The following is a 17,251-nucleotide window of genomic DNA, read 5'->3' as shown; positions in this document are numbered from 1 at the left end:
AAATGGAAAAGGCCGCCATAAATGGCGACCCTGTGGCGCACCGAAACACTGTAGACGCGCTATTTATGGCTGAAACAACGTAGGGTCACCATTTATGGCGACCTGAACCTGGCAACATCAGTTCAAACGGCGCGCGTCGATGATATCCGGCACTTGATTAAGACGCGCCAGCACGCGGCCCAGCACCTGCTGGTTGTAAATTTCGATATCCATATCAATGGTCGCCAGCTGCTTTTTGGTGTCGCTGCGGCTGGAAACCCCAAGCACGTTAACCTTCTCATTTGCCAGAATTGTGGTGATATCGCGCAGTAACCCGCTGCGATCGTTGGCCGTCACGCGCACTACCAGCGAATAACCGCTGGAGTAATCTTCACCCCACACCGCATCGACAATTCGTTCCGGTGCATGAGAGATCAGTTCGCTTAACTGATCACAATCGGCACGGTGAATGGAAATGCCGCGCCCTTGCGTAATAAAGCCCACGATATCGTCGCCTGGAATCGGCTGGCAGCAGCGTGCGATGTGGTGCAGCAGATTACCCACGCCTTCCACCACCACACGTCCGCTTTCTTTGCGAGCAGAAGAAGGGTGATGTGATTTCTGTGTCAGTTGACGCAGCGCTTCGCGATCTTCCTCTTCAGCACTCGGCTTATTGAGCTTGGCCTGCAGGAAGTTAACCATCTGATTGAGGCGAATATCGCCGCCGCCAATCATTGCCAACAACTCATCCTGCGAGCTGACGTTATAACGCGGCAGCAGAATTTTTTCTGCATCACGGAAACTAATATCCAGCTGGCTCAACTCGCTTTCAAGAATCTGTCGGCCAGCCACAATGTTCTTGTCGCGATCCTGTTTGCGGAACCAGGCGTGAATCTTCGAACGACCACGGCTGGTGGTGATGTAGCCGAGGTTCGGGTTTAGCCAGTCGCGGCTCGGGTTCGGCTGCTTCTGGGTGATCACTTCAATCTGATCGCCCATTTGCAACTGATAGGTGAACGGTACGATACGGCCGCTGATCTTGGCACCAATGCAGCGATGGCCGATGTCGCTGTGAATGTGATAAGCGAAGTCGAGTGGCGTTGAACCGGATGGCAGATCGACCACGTCACCTTTCGGGGTAAACACGTACACCCGATCGTCAAATACCTGACTGCGCACCTCTTCCAGCATCTCGCCAGAATCGGACATCTCTTCCTGCCAGGTGATCAGCTTACGCAGCCACGCAATGCGTTCTTCGTGCCCTGCGGCACCACGCGCGTTGCTGGAGGTTGGGCCTTCTTTGTACTTCCAGTGCGCGGCAACGCCTAATTCTGCATCTTCATGCATCTGGCGCGTACGAATCTGGATCTCTACCGTCTTGCCCTGCGGACCGAGCACCACAGTGTGAATCGATTGATAACCATTGGGCTTTGGATTGGCAACGTAGTCGTCGAATTCGCTGGGAAGATGGCGATACAGCGTGTGCACGGTACCCAGCGCGCCGTAGCAATCCTGCAAACGTTCCGCGACGATGCGCACCGCACGCACATCGAACAGTTCGTCAAACGCCAGCGACTTTTTCTGCATCTTGCGCCAGATGCTGTAGATATGTTTAGGGCGGCCATACACTTCGGCGCGCACGCCCTCTTTCTGCATCTCCGAGCGCAGATTACTCACGAAGTTATCGATGTACCCTTCGCGGTCAATGCGACGTTCATGCAGCAATTTAGCGATGCGTTTGTATTCATCAGGATGCAGATAGCGGAAGCAGTAATCTTCCAGCTCCCATTTGAGCTGACCAATACCCAGACGGTTGGCTAACGGCGCATAGATGTTGGTGCTTTCTTTGGCGGCGAGGACGCGTTCGTCTTCTGGCGCGTCCTTCATTTCACGCAGGTGGGCGATGCGCTCCGCCAGCTTGATGACGACGCAGCGGAAATCTTCCACCATCGCCAGCAACATGCGACGTACGTTATCCACCTGCTCGGAAGCCATCGAATCATTGTGGATGGCTTTCAGCTGGCGGATCGCATCCATATCGCGCACGCCGTGCACCAGGGACACAATGCCTTTGCCGAAAGACTCTTCCAGCTCTTCTTCACTGACCACATCGGCGTTAGCCAGCGGGAACAGCAAAGCAGCGCGCAGGCTGTCGTTATCCATACTGAGCATGGTGAGAATTTCCACCATCTCAATACCGCGCCATAGCAGCAGAGCCTGATCTGGATGGTTGTGCGTTTCGGTTTCACAGTAGCGCCAGGTGTCCGCCAATCGCTGACAGGATTGCGGATTATTGATATTTAAACTGGCGATCCACTGGTCAAGGGCAAACTCCCCTTCCGTATTTAAATGCGCACTTCTAACCGCAACCATATCCTCTCCTGCCATAACGACGAAAACGCCGCTTATGTTTTGCTAAACAGCACCATGGATTCGAGATGACGGGTATGTGGGAACATATCCAGCATCGCGACCCTTTCCAAATGGTAGCCCGCCGACAGTCATGCCTGACTGTCGCGCGCAAGTGTTGTTGGGTTACAGGAAACATAGACCACGCGTTGCGGCGCAAGTTTAACGATATGCGACATCACACCCGCGGCTCCAGCGCGTGCTGGATCCCGTAACACCTTGTTAAATCCCTGTGCTGCCCACGGCTGGTGGGCAACGTCTTCTTCCAGGTTGTGCGGGAAAAAGCGGACATTTTTAAGATTATTCAGCTCAGCATTATACGCTGCCTGTCGGACTAATGCTGCAACACCCTCCACACCCAAAGAAATTTGTACGAACTTTCCTACAGGCTGGCTGATGACCCTGCCGCAAAACGCCTCGCGCATCCGAGCGCTTGTGCTCATGCGAAAAACGTTCCAGTTTTGCAAGATCCTTTACAGGCACTGCATCAAGATGACGCAGCGCCAGCGGCGCTCCCTTATCCGCCAGAATAAGAGCGCTGGGCTTCTCAACGTCTGAAAGATATTGAGACAGTGGTGCAACAGCGGTTATCACGCCTCACGTTTGGGCACCAAAATGGGGCGCTGTGCCAATTCCACCCCGCGGAGTCGCTACATGCTGTTTTGCGGAGTAAAATTGCGCCATAGTGTGAGGAATTGGGTGTGCCGCCGCGCAAGGTGAGTGCACAGGGATTAATGCCGAGAATTGCCAGACCACAATTATGACCAAATATAGCCTGCGGGCGCGAATGATGATTTTGATACTGGCGCCAACCTTAATGATTGGTCTGTTGCTCAGTACCTTCTTCGTGGTGCACCGCTATAACGAGTTACAGCATCAGGTGCGCGATGCCGGATCGAACATTATCGAACCGCTGGCGGTATCCAGCGAATACGGCATGACCTGGCACAACCGTGATGCGATTCGCGAGCTGGTCAGCCTGCTGCATCGTCGTCATTCCGATATTGTCCGTGCCATTACTATTTTCGACAATAACAATCACATCTACGTCACCTCGAACAACAACCAAAATCTGGCGTTATTGCAGAAAGAAGATATCTCGACGCTGGAAGATGGCGTTTCCGTCGAGCGCCACGGCAATTTGATGGTGCTGCGCACGCCAATCATCTCCGAGCGTTATTCGGTGGATGAACTGCCAGGAGAAGACGCCAAGCCGGCCGGCAATCCGCTGGGTTATGTGGCCATTGAACTGGATCTGCAATCGGTGCGACTGGAGCAGTACAAAGAGGTGTTTGTGGCCACCTTGCTGCTGCTATTCTGCTTATGTATCGCCATGCTGTTTGCCTATCGCCTGATGCGCGATGTCACCGGGCCGATTCGCAATATGGTTTCCACAGTAGACCGCATACGCCGTGGCCAGCTCGACAGCCGCGTTGATGGCTATATGCTGGGTGAGCTGAGTATTTTGAAAAACGGCATCAACGCCATGGCGATGTCGCTCACCGCTTACCATGAAGAGATGCAGCAGAATATTGATCAGGCCACTTACGATCTGCGTGAAACGCTGGAGCAGTTGGAGATTCAAAACGTCGAACTGGATTTGGCGAAGAAGCGCGCGCAGGAAGCCGCACGTATCAAATCAGAGTTCCTCGCCAATATGTCGCACGAGTTGCGAACGCCGTTGAATGGCGTGATTGGCTTTACCCGCCAGATGCTGAAAACCGGGTTAAGTACCAACCAGCGCGATTATATGAGCACCATTGAGCGCTCGGCCAACAACCTGCTGAGCATCATCAACGATGTGCTGGATTTTTCGAAGCTCGAAGCGGGCAAGCTGGTGCTGGAATCGATCCCGTTCCCGCTGCGCGCCACGCTGGATGAAACCCTGGTGCTGCTGGCACCTTCAGCACATGACAAGGGATTAGAGATCACCGTCTGCCTGGAAAAACAGGTGCCGGATAATGTGATTGGTGACCCGCTGCGGTTACAGCAGATCATGATCAATCTGATTGGCAATGCGATTAAATTTACCGAAACGGGCCATATCGATTTGCGCGTCGAGTTGCGCAGCCTGAGCAATACGCGCGTCGGGCTGGAAATTCAGATTCACGACACCGGCATTGGTATTTCCGAGCAGCAGCAGTCGCAGCTGTTCCAGGCTTTCCGTCAGGCGGATGCGAGTATTTCGCGGCGCCATGGCGGCACCGGATTAGGCCTGGTGATTACGCAAAAACTGGTGTCTGAAATGGGCGGCGAGATTGCCTTCCACAGCCGTCAGAATCAGGGATCCACTTTCTGGGTGCACGTCCATCTCGATCTCAATCCTAACGCGCCACCGATCCCGCGCATGCTGGAAGATCTGCGTGCCACCCCATTAGCCTATATCGAACCGCATGCTGCGGTAGCGAAAGCGGTTCAGGAGATGCTCAGCATCACGCCGCTGCAAGTGCAGCATTTCGCTTCGCTGGAAGAGTTGCCGGATACCCGCTTCCCACTGCTGTTAATGGGATTACCGGTGAGCGATCCGCATCCCGCGACGCTACCGGATGCTTTGATTCAGCGCCTGCGCGCGCATGCCGACTCAGTGCTGCTGGCACTTCCGAGCGAGATGATGCTGTTTGCCGACGATCTGCGCGCGCGGGGCATTGCGGGCTGTATTGCCAAACCGGTTTCACTGACACGCCTGCTGCCGATGCTACTGGATTTGCACAGTCTGCATAACGATGCCTTACCGCACAGTACCCGCCAGCCGCTGACGGTGATGGCGGTGGATGACAATCCTGCCAATCTGAAATTAATTGGCGCTCTGCTGGAGGAGCAGGTTCAGCACATCATTCTGTGTGATAACGCGGAACAAGCCATCCGACAGGCGCGGTTACATAAGCTGGATGTGATTTTGATGGATATCCAGATGCCGGATATCGATGGCATTCGCGCCAGTGAAATTATCCGCAGCCTGCCGCTGCATGCGAATACACCGATTGTCGCGGTCACCGCACATGCACTGGATGGCGAACGTCAGCAGCTGATTGGTGCCGGAATGAATGATTATCTGGCGAAGCCGATTGATGAAGGTAAATTGAGTCAGCTGTTGCAGCGTTATGCTCCGAATCCCACGGCAACAGCGACACTGTTGCCCGATGTTGCGCCGTCGCTCGACTGGACACTGGCGCTGCGCCAGGCCGCCAATAAACCGGATCTGGCACGCGATCTGCTGCAAATGCTGCTGGATTTCCTGCCGGAAGTGGAAGATCGCGTGGAGAGTTGCATGGCCAGTAACGATGTTGTTGGCCTGCGCGAGATCATCCATAAGCTGCACGGCAGCGCCAGCTACAGCGGCGTGCCACGATTGAAACAGCTGTGCCAGCAGCTAGAGAAGAGCCTGCATCAGGAGAGCGATATTGAAGCGCTGGAGCCGGAATTGCTTGAATTGAGTGATGAGATGGCGAACGTGGCGCGTGAAGCGCGGAAGGTGTTGGGCGTCATGTGATGGAGTTTTCAGACTTGGTGCGGCGCGATTTATCGTGCGTTACCTGAAGCGGCACTGCGCCACATCCGGTTAACACGCGCGATAAATCGTGTGTAGTCTGAAGCAGTACGGCAACACATCCGGTAAACACGCGCGATAAATCGTGCGTTATCTGAAGCAGCGCGGCACCGCATCCGGTAAACACGTGCGATACGTCGCGCCGCTACGGTTCGCGCCGGGTTACAGTTCTTGCCCTAGCTTGATCGTCGCCGCCACATTACGCGCAGTGAGTCGCACATTTTGCGCGGCATTGGCCAGCGCATCTTCCAGCGAGCCTATGCTAAACAGCACGCTAAACACCGCGTCCAGCCCGTGCTGATGCACCACGCCAACATCTGCGGTTAAACTCCCGGCGATACCAATCACCGGCTTATTGAACTGCTTCGCCACTTTCGCCACGCCAATCGGCACTTTACCGTTAATCGTCTGGCTATCAATGCGCCCTTCGCCGGTGATCACCAAATCGGCATCTTTCACCTGATCGGCTAATCCCAGGGCTTCGGTCACGATCTCAATACCGCGACGCAGCTCGGCCTGACAAAATGCATGCAGCGCCGCGCCCATGCCACCCGCTGCACCGCCGCCGGCGATGTGCATTACATCGATATCTAAATCGCGATGGATAATCTCAGCGTAATGCGCCAGCGCTTTATCCAGTTGCTTTACCAGCTCCGGCGTGGCCCCTTTTTGTGGACCAAAAATCGCCGAGGCGCCCTCTTCACCGGTCAAAGGATTGGTGACATCGCAGGCCACTTCGATGCGGCACTGCTGAATGCGCTTATCCAGCTGGTCGATTTCGATGCGCGCTAACTGGGGTAACGCACCGCCGCCAAAGGCAATCTCATTGCCTTGTTGGTCCAGCAAACGGGCACCCAGCGCCTGCATCATGCCGGACCCACCATCATTGGTGGCGCTGCCGCCAATGCCAATAATGATATGTTCAACACCGCGGTCGAGCGCGTTTTTAATCAGCTCGCCGGTGCCATAAGAGTTGGTGATCAGCGGGTCACGCTGCGCGGCAGGCACCAGTTCCAGACCGCTGGCTGCCGCCATTTCAATAAAGGCGCTGCGCTCATCACCCGATAATCCGTAAAAGGCCTCAACAGGCGCACCGAGTGGTCCGGTCACGGTTAATCTGACAATACTTCCCTGCGTCGCCGCCACCATGGCTTCTACCGTGCCTTCACCACCGTCGGCGACCGGTATTTTCACGTATTCGGCGTCGGGAAAAATCTCGCTAAATCCCGCTTCAATCGCCGCAGCCACTTCCAGGGCGGACAAACTCTCTTTATATGAATCCGGTGCGATGACAATTTTCATAGGCAATCCGAGCGCGATGGGTGACGGAGTTCCGTCCTGCTAATGCAGTAAGCCGTCCGGCATCCGCAGACACCGGACAGGCAAACTACCGGGTGATCTCGACCTGAGCTAATTTTTCATAATAGCAAGCCAGCGCACTATGGTCAGATGTGCCCTTGCCGTCGACTTTCAGCGCCTGCATCATTTCCATCACCGCAGCAGTCAGCGGCAGATGCGCGCCAATGCCGTGTGAGGTATCCAGCGCATTCGCCAGGTCTTTGATATGCAGGTCAATACGGAAGCCTGGCTTGAAGTTACGGTCCAGTACCATCGGTGCTTTGGCGTCCAGCACCGTGCTGCCTGCCAGTCCGCCACGAATGGCCTGATATACCAGCTCCGGATTCACGCCCGCTTTGGTTGCCAGCGACAGCGCTTCGGACATGGCCGCGATATTCAGCGCCACAATCACCTGATTTGCCAGCTTGGTGACGTTGCCTGCACCGATATCACCGGTATGCACCACCGATCCCGCCATGGCTTTCATGATGTCGTAGCACTGATCGAACACCGCTTTATCACCACCGACCATCACGGACAGCGTGCCCTCAATGGCTTTCGGCTCGCCGCCGCTGACCGGCGCATCGAGCATCTTGATACCTTTCTCAGCCAGCGCATCGTGCACTTCACGGCTGGCCAGCGGCGCGATGGAACTCATGTCGATGACGATCAGACCCGCCTTCGCACCTTCGATAATGCCGTTGGCGCCGAGGCACACTTCCTTCACCTGTGGTGAATTCGGCACCATGGTGATCAACACATCGACCTGCTCAGCCACCTCTTTTGGCGTTTTCGCCACGGTAGCACCCAGCTCCACCAGTTCGGCTTCATTGCTGACGTTGTGATCGCGAACGACCAGTGAATAACCGGCTTTCACCAGGTTTTTACTCATCGGTTTGCCCATAATACCGAGGCCGATAAATCCAATTTTCATTGCCTTTCCTCTTCGTCAGTTATTTCTTAAATTTGTCGCACAGCGCCTGAGTGGCGTTGCGGAAAACACCGAGATCGCTGCCCACGGCAACGAATGTGGCGCCCCATTCGAGATAACGGCGTGCGTCGGCTTCCACCGGCGCCAGAATCCCGCTCGGCTTGCCCGCTGCTTTGGCACGTTCAAAGATATGTTTGATCACCTTCAGCACTTCAGGATGTGCAGGCTGACCGAGATAGCCCATCGCCGCCGAGAGATCGCCCGGTCCGACAAAGATGCCATCCACGCCGTCAACAGCAGCAATCGCATCGATGTTATCCACGGCCTGCTGCGTTTCGATCTGCACCAGCACCGTGATGTTGTCATTGATGGTGGCGTTATAATCCGGCAGCGTGCCGTACATATTGCTGCGATGCGAAACCGACACGCCGCGAATGCCCGATGGCGGATAGCGCGTTGAGGCCACGGCGCGAATCGCCTCTTCCTCGGTTTCCACAAATGGCACCAGGAAGTTATAGAAGCCAATATCCAGCAGGCGTTTGATGATGATCGGTTCGTTGCACGGTGGACGCACCACCGGCGCGCTGTGGCTGCCTTTCAGCGCCATCAACTGCGGGATAAAGGTGGTGATGTCGTTCGGCGCATGTTCACCATCCAGCACCAGCCAGTCAAAGCCTGCCAGCCCCAGAACTTCGGTGGAAATCGGGCTGGCAAGCGCACACCAGCTACCAATCAGGGTTTCCCCTGCCTGCAAACGACGACGAAAATGGTTCGGCCAGGCATTGCTCATTGTCTTTACTCCTGTCTGTTACAACAGGCGCCCGCACGGGGCGCCGGAAACGTTAGCGCACCAGGCACGGACGCTTGTTATCGAATGTCCAGTTCGGCACAAGGAACTGCATCGCCTGCGCATCGTCGCGCGCGCCCAAACCGTGTTTCTGATACAGCGCATTGGCCTGCATCACCTGATCCATATCCAGCTCGACGCCAAGACCCGGTTTTTGCGGCACCTGCACCATGCCGCCTTTGATCTGGAACGGCTCTTTGGTCAGGCGCTGATTGCCCTCCTGCCAGATCCAGTGGGTATCGATGGCGGTAATCGCGCCCGGCGCAGCTGCCGCCACGTGGGTGAACATCGCCAGCGAGATATCGAAGTGGTTGTTGGAGTGCGAACCCCAGGTCAGGCCGAAGTCGTGGCACATCTGCGCCACGCGCACCGAGCCCTGCATGGTCCAGAAATGCGGATCGGCCAGCGGGATGTCCACCGATTGCAGTGACAGCGTGTGGCCCATTTGACGCCAGTCGGTAGCGATCATATTGGTGGCAGTCGGCATACCGGTCGCGCGACGGAATTCCGCCATCACTTCGCGGCCCGAATAGCCCTGCTCGGCGCCGCACGGATCTTCCGCGTAGGCCAGCACGCCTTTGAGTTGCTTACCAAGGATGATCGCTTCATTCAGCGACCAGGCACCGTTGGGATCGAGCGTGACGCGCGCCTGTGGGAAGCGTTTAGCCAGCGCCGTGACGGCTTCGGCTTCTTCGCCACCGCGCAGCACGCCGCCTTTCAGTTTGAAATCGTTGAAGCCATATTTCTCATACGCGGCTTCGGCCAGACGCACCACGGTATCCGGCGTCAGCGCCTCTTCATGGCGCAGGCGATACCAATCGCACTTGTCCGTCTCCTGGCTCTGATACGGCAGCGAGGTTTTGGTGCGGTCGCCAACGTAGAACAGATAACCCAGCATCTCCACGCGGTCACGCTGCTGGCCATCGCCAAGCAGCGAGGCAACGTTGACGCCCAGATGCTGACCGAGCAGATCCAGCAGCGCCGCTTCAATGCCGGTCACCACATGGATGGTGGTGCGCAGGTCAAAGGTCTGATTACCGCGTCCGCTGGAATCGCGGTCGGCAAAGGTGCTGCGCACCAGATTGAGGATGTTTTTGTATTCACCCACGGTTTTCTGCACCACCAGCGCCGCCGCATCTTCCAGCGTCTGACGAATTTTCTCGCCGCCCGGAATTTCGCCCACGCCGGTGTGGCCGGCGTTGTCCTTGATGATGACGATGTTACGGGTGAAAAACGGCGAATGGGCACCGCTCAGATTCAGCAACATGCTGTCGTGACCGGCCACCGGAATGACCTGCAGCGATGTGATTTTTGGTGTCTGACTCATTTCCTGCTCCTTATGCATGACGGCGACCGAAGGCCGGACGCTTACGGTCGAATGACCAACCGGGAACCAGATACTGCATCGCCGTGGCGTCGTTACGCGATCCCGCCGGCAGTGATTTGTACAGGGCATTGGCCTGATGCAGGCGATCCCAATCCAGCTCGACGCCGAGGCCTGGCTTATCCGGCACGGCAATCTTGCCGTTGCGGATTTGCAGCGGCTCTTTGGTCAGGCGCTGATCGCCTTCCTGCCAGATCCAGTGGGTATCGATAGCGGTGGGTTTGCCCGGTGCCGCCGCGCCAACGTGGGTGAACATCGCCAGCGAAATATCGAAGTGGTTGTTGGAGTGGCAACCCCAGGTTAAGCCCCAGTCATCACACAGTTGCGCCACACGCACCGCGCCGCTTAGCGTCCAGAAGTGCGGATCGGCCAGCGGAATATCCACTGAGTTGAGCATCACCGCGTGATTCATCTCACGCCAGTTAGTGGCGATCATATTGGTGGCGACCGGCAATCCGGTGGCCCGGCGGAACTCCGCCATCACTTCGCGGCCAGAATAGCCCTGTTCGGCACCGCACGGGTCTTCAGCGTAGGTCAGCACATCGCCCATGCCTTTGCATAAACGAATGGCTTCATCGAGCGTCCAGGCACCATTGGGATCGACGGTGATGCGCGCCTCCGGGAAACGTTTTTTCAGGGCGGCCGCGGATTCAATCTCCTGCTCGCCCGGCAATACGCCGCCCTTCAGTTTGAAATCTTTGAAACCGTATTTGTCCTGTGCCGCTTCCGCCAGGCGCACCACCGCTTCTGGCGTCAGCGCTTCCTGATGCCGCAGGTGATACCAGTCATGGCTGGCACCTTCACCGGTCAGATAGGGCAAATCGGTTTTGCGTCGATCGCCGAGATAGAACAGATAACCGAGTACCGTCACTTCATCACGCTGCTGGCCCGGGCCGAGCAATTCTGCCACCGGCACGCCGAGGCATTGGCCCAGCAAATCCAGCAGTGCCGCTTCCAGCGCGGCGACCGCGTTGACGCGCAGTTCGAAGGTCCAGGCACCTTTACCGAAGGTATCGAAATCCGCCGACTGATTGCCTTTGTGCACCTGCTGCACCAGGCGGTTCATGCGCGCCACCTGTTGGCCTTTGACCTGCGGAATCGCCTCCATCAGCGTTTGATAGATGGTCTCGCCGCCCGGCGCTTCACCAACGCCAGTGTGACCATCGCTGTCGGTCAACACCACAATGTTGCGGGTGAAGCAGGCGCTGTGCGCACCGCCAATGTTCAGCAGCATGCTGTCGTAACCGGCAACCGGAATCACCTGCATATCGGTGATCACCGGGCTACTTTGCGTATTCATATCTCGTCCTTATGCTCGGTGTTTCAGTTCAATACGTTTGATATCGCCCGTAATGAACAGGAAGCTAAATGCAGCGACAAAGGCGTGAATCCCCACATAAATCAGCGCACCTTCGAAAGAACCGGAAGCGGCGATGATGTAGCCGATAGCAATTGGCGTGACGATGCCGGAGAAGTTGCCGAACATGTTGAACAAGCCGCCGCTCAAACCACTGATCTCTTTCGGTGCGGTATCCGCCATCACTGCCCAGCCCAGCGCGCCAATGCCCTTGCCGAAGAACGCCATTGCCATAAACAGCACCACCACCCATTCGGTGTCGGTGTAATTACACATCACCATGCTGATGGAGAGCAGCATGCCGACCACAATTGGCGTCTTACGCGCAATGTTCAGCGAACCGGTTTTACGCATCAGGTAATCGGAAATCACACCACCTAACACGCCGCCCAGGAAGCCGCAGATGGCGGGAATCGAGGCGATCATGCCTGCTTTCAGAATCGACATGCCGCGTGCCTGCACCAGATACACCGGGAACCAGGTGATAAAGAAGTAGGTCAGCGCATTCACGCAGTACTGTCCGAGGTAGATGCCCCACATCATGCGAGTCGCCAGCAGCTGCTTGATTTGGAACCACTTCTCGTCCCAGCTCACTTTGCGCTCGGCCTTTTTGGCATCCATGTTGATCAGCGCACCGCCCTGTTCCATATACTCCAGCTCGGCTTTGTTGACGCCCGGATGGTTGTTCGGGTCGTGCATAAACTTCAACCAGACGAAGCTCAGGATGATGCCCAGACCGCCCATAAACCAGAACACATGTGCCCAGCCTACCTCGGCCACCAGCCAGCCCATGATCGGTGCGAAGATCACCGTGGCGAAATACTGCGCCGAGTTAAAAATCGCCACGGCAGTCCCACGCTCTTGTGCCGGGAACCAGGCCGCAACAATTCGGCTGTTACCCGGGAACGACGGGGCCTCAGCCAGGCCGACCATAAAGCGCAGCAGGAACAGTGAAACCACGATGCCGAAGCCGCTGAACAGATCGACAAAGCCCTGCAGCAGGGTGAACAGCGACCAGAGGAAAATACTCCAGAAGTAGACGCGTTTTGAGCCAAAGCGGTCGAGCAGCCAGCCGCCAGGAATTTGTCCAATAACGTAAGCCCATGAGAAGGCGGAGAAGATATAGCCGAGACCGACCGAATCGAGGCCGATATCTTTAGACATCGCGGAACCGGCAATCGAAATGGTTGCACGGTCACCGTAGTTGAATGAAGTGACGATAAATAACATCACCACAATCCAGTAACGGGCGTTGGTGCGTTTTTGCACCGCTTCCGCTGTCTGGCTGAAACTATTCATGTTGCACTCCTGAAATATAGCGAACGCTACATTCACTCTGACTGCATACACATCGCGTTGGGTATCAGAATGATGTCGGGTTAAACACGGCGATTGTTGTTATGGCAAAACGATGATGCGTCGTGACAAATAACCAAACGTTGAAGAACGAGAATCAGTATAGGAACAGCCCCACCACGAGGCATTGGAAGAACGCATGATGATGAGCGGTGATTGATACGGATTTTATGGCAATTGCACATATCCCTGCGGCGTAGCTCACGGAACCTGATTTTTCACCCATGAATTGATTAAGAAGCAGCCAGTCAACGTGCGCTTTGTGAGTCCGTTCACTTGTATTTGGATAAACGAACCAAACTCCGCGATTAAAACCGCTAAAAGCCAGTCAGTTGCACAATGCGCTGGCCAATACCCCTGCATATACTGAGGCTGGCAAAAAATGATGACGTGACGGAAGCATTTACAACGCGCTGCCATGTACAGCGCGACGCACTGGAAGGTGAGCAATGAACCGACCGCTAACAGAGAAACCGCTTTATATAAAAGTACACGATGCCGACAACGTGGCGATCGTGGTCAACAATCAGGGGTCACCCGCTGGCACCCACTTTGAAGATGGCTTGCGGCTCACTGAACACGTGCCGCAGGGACATAAAGTGGCGCTGGTGGATATTCCTGAAAACGGCGTCATCCTGCGCTACGGCGAAGTGATTGGCACCGCGTTGCGCCCGATTGCACAAGGCAGCTGGATTGAAGAATCGCTGGTGGCGCTACCCGAAGCGCCTCCGCTCAACAGTTTACCCCTGGCGAACAATGTTCCCCCCGATCTGCCACCGCTCGAAGGTTACACCTTTGAGGGTTATCGCAACGCCGATGGCAGCGTGGGAACGCGCAATCTGCTCGGTATTACCACCAGCGTGCACTGTGTGGCTGGCGTCGTAGATTACGTAGTGCAAATCATTGAACGCGATCTGCTGCCGCGCTATCCCAACGTCGATGGCGTGGTGGCACTGAACCATCTTTATGGCTGTGGTGTGGCGATCAACGCGCCCGCTGCGGTGGTGCCAATCCGCACCATTCATAACCTCGCGCTCAACCCAAATTTTGGTGGCGAAGTGATGATCGTCAGTCTCGGCTGCGAGAAGTTACAGCCAGAGCGTCTGCTAACCGGCACGCCGGATGTACAGGCGATTTCGCTGGATGATCATGACATTGTGCGTTTGCAGGATGAGCGTCATGTCGGTTTCGGCGCGATGGTGGATGAGATTCTTCAAGTCGCCGAACGCCATTTGAAGAAGCTTAATCAGCGCCAGCGTGAAACGTGCCCGGCATCAGAACTGGTGATTGGCACGCAATGCGGCGGCAGCGATGCGTTTTCCGGCGTCACCGCCAACCCGGCTGTCGGCTTCGCCTCTGATTTGCTGGTGCGCTGCGGTGCCACGGTGATGTTCTCTGAGGTGACCGAAGTACGCGATGCGATACATCTGCTGACGCCGCGCGTGGTCGATGAAAACGTCGGTCAACGTCTGCTGGAAGAGATGGCGTGGTATGACGATTATCTCAGCCAGGGACAAACCGATCGCAGCGCCAACCCTTCGCCGGGGAATAAGAAAGGTGGACTGGCGAACGTGGTGGAGAAAGCGCTCGGTTCGATAGCCAAATCAGGCCGCAGCCCGATTGTGGAAGTGCTGTCACCCGGTCAGCGCCCGACAAAGCGCGGTTTGATCTATGCGGCAACACCGGCCAGTGATTTTGTCTGCGGCACCCAGCAGATGGCATCCGGGATCACCTTGCAGGTGTTCACCACCGGCCGCGGCACGCCATATGGTCTGGCTGCGATTCCGGTAATTAAGATGGCGACACGCAATGCGCTGGCTGAGCGCTGGCACGATCTGATGGATATCAATGCGGGCACCATTGCTACCGGCGAGGAGAGTATTGAGCAGGTGGGCTGGCGGTTGTTTGAGTTGATTCTGGAGATTGCCAGTGGTCGCAAACAAACCTGGTCCGATCGCTGGGGAATCCGCAATCAGCTGGCGGTGTTTAATCCGGCACCGGTGACCTGATGGCCATTTGCCCCTCTCCCAACATCGGAGAGAGGAACAATCTGGAGGGCCTGAAATATCATCACCTCATTTTCAGGCCCTTTAGATTGCCTATGGTCGCTTGCAAGAGCCAACGCGAAGGCAGAATTACAGCAGTTTACCCCAGTTCTCAACCCACGGTGTAGTTACTGACTCAGGCTCTGGATCTTCTGTGGCATCCACCAGTAGTACATCACCGATGCGTTTGGCACTCTGTTCCTGCAAGGTGGCATCAAAGGTTTTGCCCGCACCGCAGAAGTTGTCATAGCTGCTGTCACCCAACGCAATCACGCCATAACGCAACTCCGGCTGGTAACCGACTTCATCGCGTACCTGCACATACAAACGAGCAATATTGTCCGGGAAATCACCCTGGCCGGTGGTGGAAGTGACAATCAGCACCACATCCTTGCTGTAAGCCTGCCAATCCGCCAGTGACGGATCTTCAAAGACTTTCACTTCGTGGCCTTGCTCTTCCAGTACCGGCTGCGCTTCTTCCGCTACCAGCAATGCATTGCCGTAAACCGTACCTGTAAAAATGCCAATCTTTGCCATCTTGCCGCTCCTTTATTCTGTTGGCTTATCCTGGACTGCCTCGTCGGCAAACTCAACCCTGGGAACGTCAGGGATCTGCTCCTGCCAGCCAAACTGTTGCAGCATGCCTTGCCAGACGCGATCCAACCCCGCGCGAATTACCAAAGGTTCTCCGGTCACCGGATGCGTCAGGCTGAGTGCGCTGGCATGCAGCATCAATCGATTCATACCAAAGTGTTCTGCTGCACCCCGGTTCTGCCGCAAATCGCCATGGGCGCTATCGCCAATAATCGGATGGCGCAGGTGCACCATATGGCGACGCAGCTGATGTTTGCGGCCGGTATGCGGTGACATCTCCACCAGGGTATAACGCGCGCTGTCGTAACGGCTGATCGCCACAGGCATTTCCACCTGTGCCAGCGAGCGATAGTCGGTGACGGCTTCCTGTGCGATACGTTCCTGAGTCGCGAACTTATCGGCAATTTTATCCAGCTCTTCGATCAGCGGGTAGTCGAGCGTCGCGCTGCCATCCAGCCAACCACGCAGCACTGCGTGATAGGTCTTCTGCATTTTATGCTGCTCGAACTGCTGTGACAGCAAATGCGCCACTTCGCTGGAGAGCGCCATTAACAGCACGCCGGAGGTGGGGCGATCGAGACGATGTACGGTAAATACGTGCTGACCAATTTGATCGCGTACCGTTTGCATCACCACCACTTTCTCGTCGCGATCGAGCCAGCTACGATGCACTAGCCAACCTGAGGGTTTATTGACGGCGACCAGCCACTCATCTTGATAAAGGATTTCTAACATTAAGAGGTCGGATCCTGAAAAAGCGCGTCAAACTGCCCTAATGTCAGCAACAGGACTGCATGGCCTGACGTGGTGGCTGGTAACGCGACTTCATAGTAAGGCGTCACAGAGAAATTCTGCGGCAGTGGCGCGCCAGCTTCGATTAGCGCAGAAAAGCGTGGGATGAGCACCCATTGCAGCCACTCTAGCGGCTCCATGGTATTGAGACAAAAAGGTTCAGTGCTGGCGAAGGCTGCCGCCTCAGGGGATTGCGTCTGCCAGTGGCCGTGTTCGCGCATCACCGCTTCGATCTGCTGCAGCTGTTGAATAATCATTTGCGACGACATACGCCACCTCCAGAGAAAAATTGGGCGGCAAGCATACCATTAGTCGTTCACGCTGCAAAAAAGGCATAAAAAAAGGGAGCACTGTGATTACAGTGCTCCCGGTTTCGTTCGCAGCATTCCCGCCACCGCTGTGCTCCCTGCTCATCCATGACAACTCTTCCTCTGCTTTCCATTGCCTGTCATCGTGACAGTTATCCTTAGCATCCTGGCCCACCACCATCCACGTGGCTCTCATTCTCCGTCCTGGAGGTGTCCCTGACTCAATCCTGAGTGTCCTGCTTCATCCTGAAGCCTTCCATGTGCCGTAAACTCCGTTACGTTCCTGCCTCCTGGCTGACATTCTCCTGAACGTCTCTTTAATCCCCAGCATCCTGCCAGTGGTGACTATTCTGTCAGAAACCAT

General features: G+C 55.9%; 12 protein-coding genes and 2 pseudogenes. 3 read left to right on the top strand and 11 right to left on the bottom strand.

Translation table 11 applies throughout. The features are described 5' to 3' along the window. Window positions 1-117: 117 nt before the first annotated feature. Entirely contained in the window at window positions 118-2,352 is a 2,235-nt protein-coding gene (gene relA, locus LBW88_RS17830; protein ID WP_224933397.1) for a GTP diphosphokinase, read from the bottom strand. Between the two features lie 32 nt (window positions 2,353-2,384). Next, a pseudogene (gene rumA / locus LBW88_RS17825) lies at window positions 2,385-2,922 on the bottom strand (23S rRNA (uracil(1939)-C(5))-methyltransferase RlmD); the annotation flags it as partial. A 226-nt stretch (window positions 2,923-3,148) separates the two neighbouring features. On the opposite strand from rumA, the gene barA reads away from it, so the two are divergent. Continuing rightward, complete coding sequence (gene barA / locus LBW88_RS17820; RefSeq protein ID WP_224933398.1) at window positions 3,149-5,878, top strand: two-component sensor histidine kinase BarA; 2,730 nt, start codon at window positions 3,149-3,151, stop codon at window positions 5,876-5,878. 219 nt (window positions 5,879-6,097) lie between these two features. Here the strand turns inward: barA and LBW88_RS17815 are convergent, their stop codons facing one another. The 6 genes from LBW88_RS17815 to LBW88_RS17790 form a co-directional block, all read right to left on the bottom strand. Next, window positions 6,098-7,237 carry a glycerate kinase gene (locus LBW88_RS17815; RefSeq protein WP_224933399.1) on the bottom strand — a complete coding sequence of 380 codons (1,140 nt, stop codon included), beginning with the start codon at window positions 7,235-7,237 and terminating at the stop codon, window positions 6,098-6,100. A gap of 85 nt (window positions 7,238-7,322) precedes the next feature. Then, a complete protein-coding gene (garR, locus tag LBW88_RS17810; RefSeq protein WP_224933400.1) occupies window positions 7,323-8,207 on the bottom strand; it encodes a 2-hydroxy-3-oxopropionate reductase in 885 nt (294 codons plus the stop codon). Between the two features lie 19 nt (window positions 8,208-8,226). Continuing rightward, window positions 8,227-8,994 (bottom strand): 2-dehydro-3-deoxyglucarate aldolase, encoded by a 768-nt coding sequence (garL, locus tag LBW88_RS17805; protein WP_224933401.1) that lies wholly within the window; start codon window positions 8,992-8,994, stop codon window positions 8,227-8,229. Between the two features lie 52 nt (window positions 8,995-9,046). Continuing rightward, window positions 9,047-10,378 (bottom strand): glucarate dehydratase, encoded by a 1,332-nt coding sequence (gene gudD / locus LBW88_RS17800; RefSeq protein WP_224933402.1) that lies wholly within the window; start codon window positions 10,376-10,378, stop codon window positions 9,047-9,049. 10 nt (window positions 10,379-10,388) lie between these two features. Then, window positions 10,389-11,735, bottom strand: a complete 1,347-nt coding sequence (locus LBW88_RS17795; protein WP_224933403.1) for a glucarate dehydratase family protein — start codon at window positions 11,733-11,735, stop codon at window positions 10,389-10,391. 9 nt (window positions 11,736-11,744) lie between these two features. Beyond that, window positions 11,745-13,091 (bottom strand): MFS transporter, encoded by a 1,347-nt coding sequence (locus tag LBW88_RS17790; RefSeq protein ID WP_224933404.1) that lies wholly within the window; start codon window positions 13,089-13,091, stop codon window positions 11,745-11,747. 169 nt (window positions 13,092-13,260) lie between these two features. Between LBW88_RS17790 and LBW88_RS26645 the strand changes: the two are divergent. Then, window positions 13,261-13,308, top strand: a pseudogene (locus tag LBW88_RS26645) (LEPR-XLL domain-containing protein); the annotation flags it as partial. A 289-nt stretch (window positions 13,309-13,597) separates the two neighbouring features. Beyond that, window positions 13,598-15,157: a galactarate dehydratase gene (gene garD / locus LBW88_RS17780; RefSeq protein WP_224933405.1), complete on the top strand. Its 1,560-nt coding sequence runs from the start codon at window positions 13,598-13,600 to the stop codon at window positions 15,155-15,157. Between the two features lie 126 nt (window positions 15,158-15,283). On the opposite strand, the gene LBW88_RS17775 is transcribed toward garD, so the two are convergent. Genes LBW88_RS17775 through LBW88_RS17765 form a run of 3 tightly spaced genes read right to left on the bottom strand, consistent with a single transcriptional unit; the run spans window position 15,284 to window position 16,848 of the window. Next, entirely contained in the window at window positions 15,284-15,730 is a 447-nt protein-coding gene (locus LBW88_RS17775) for a flavodoxin (protein WP_224933406.1), read from the bottom strand. 12 nt (window positions 15,731-15,742) lie between these two features. Then, complete coding sequence (truC, locus tag LBW88_RS17770; protein ID WP_224933407.1) at window positions 15,743-16,522, bottom strand: tRNA pseudouridine(65) synthase TruC; 780 nt, start codon at window positions 16,520-16,522, stop codon at window positions 15,743-15,745. Continuing rightward, on the bottom strand, window positions 16,522-16,848 hold the full coding sequence (locus LBW88_RS17765; RefSeq protein ID WP_224933408.1) for a YqcC family protein: 327 nt from the start codon (window positions 16,846-16,848) through the stop codon (window positions 16,522-16,524). Before LBW88_RS17765 ends, truC begins: the two co-directional genes overlap by 1 nt. Between the last annotated feature and the right edge of the window lie 403 nt (window positions 16,849-17,251).

The sequence above is a fragment of the Pantoea sp. alder81 genome, assembly GCF_020179835.1.
Classification (GTDB): domain Bacteria; phylum Pseudomonadota; class Gammaproteobacteria; order Enterobacterales; family Enterobacteriaceae; genus Pantoea.
The sequence above is the reverse complement of the archived record's forward strand: the minus strand, read 5'-3'. Positions and strand labels throughout refer to the sequence as shown.